Source organism: Bradyrhizobium sp. P2_E8, from assembly GCF_056403875.1.
This window is the reverse complement of sequence record NZ_JBFUES010001623.1, coordinates 1-976: the sequence shown is the minus strand read 5'-3', so window position 1 is coordinate 976 and position 976 is coordinate 1. Positions and strand designations below refer to the sequence as shown.

Sequence of the window (976 nt, the reverse complement as noted above, 5' to 3'; positions counted from 1 at the left end):
TCGTTGTCCTTCGGCAGCAGCGGGTTGAAATAGCCGAGACGCTCGATGAAGCGGCCATCGCGCGGGAAGCGCGAGTCGGCGACGACGACGTGATAGACGGGACGCTTCTTGGTGCCTGCGCGGGCGAGGCGGATAACGACGGACATTCAGTTCTCCTTCAAAGTACAGTTTGTTCGGTTGATTGGTATTCCGCGTTGCGCGGGACCGGTGCGGTCCCCCGCGACGAATTCCTCATTTCTTCTTGCCGGGAAAACCGCCGAGCCCCGGCAGGGTCGGCTTGCCGCTGAGGCCCGTAAGCCCCGGCAAATTCGGTAGGCCAGAGCGAAGACCGGGCGGCAGATCCTTCGGCAGGCTGGGCAGGCCCTGCCCGCCGCCACCCTGCATCTTCTCCTGCATTGCCTTCATCTCTTCGGGCGAGGGCATCTTCATGCCGCCGCCAAAGCCCATCGCCTGGGCGATGCCGGCGAGCGGGCCGCGCTTGCCCGAGCCCATGGCCTTCATCACGTCGGCCATGTTCCGGTGCATCTTGAGCAGCTTGTTGACCTGCTCGACGCTCTGGCCGCTTCCCGCGGCGATGCGCTTCTTGCGGCTGGCCTTGAGCAGGTCGGGATGACGGCGCTCGTCGCGCGTCATGGAATCGATCACCGCGACCTGGCGCTTCAGGATCTTGTCGTCGATGCCGGCGGCCGCGATCTGGTTCTTCATCTTGGCGATGCCGGGCATCATGCCCATCAGCCCGCTGATGCCGCCCATGTTCGCCATCTGCAACAGCTGCTCGCGCATGTCGTTGAGGTCGAACTGACCCTTGCGCATGCGCTCGGCGGTGCGCGCGGCCTTTTCGGCGTCGATGTTGGCGGCGGCACGTTCGACCAGCGACACCACGTCGCCCATGCCGAGGATGCGGCCGGCGATACGGTCGGGRTGGAAATCTTCCAGCGCGTCGGTCTTTTCGCCGGTGCCGATCAGCTTGATCGGC

Annotated in this window: 1 protein-coding gene and 1 pseudogene; both read right to left on the bottom strand. The window is 65.0% G+C overall.

What is annotated here, in order from left to right; translation table 11 throughout:
• A partial coding sequence (gene rpsP / locus AC1D00_RS42815; protein WP_477014878.1) for a 30S ribosomal protein S16 occupies positions 1–146 on the bottom strand: 146 nt, incomplete at its 3' end.
• 85 nt (positions 147–231) lie between these two features.
• Positions 232–976, bottom strand: a pseudogene (locus AC1D00_RS42810) (signal recognition particle protein); the annotation flags it as partial.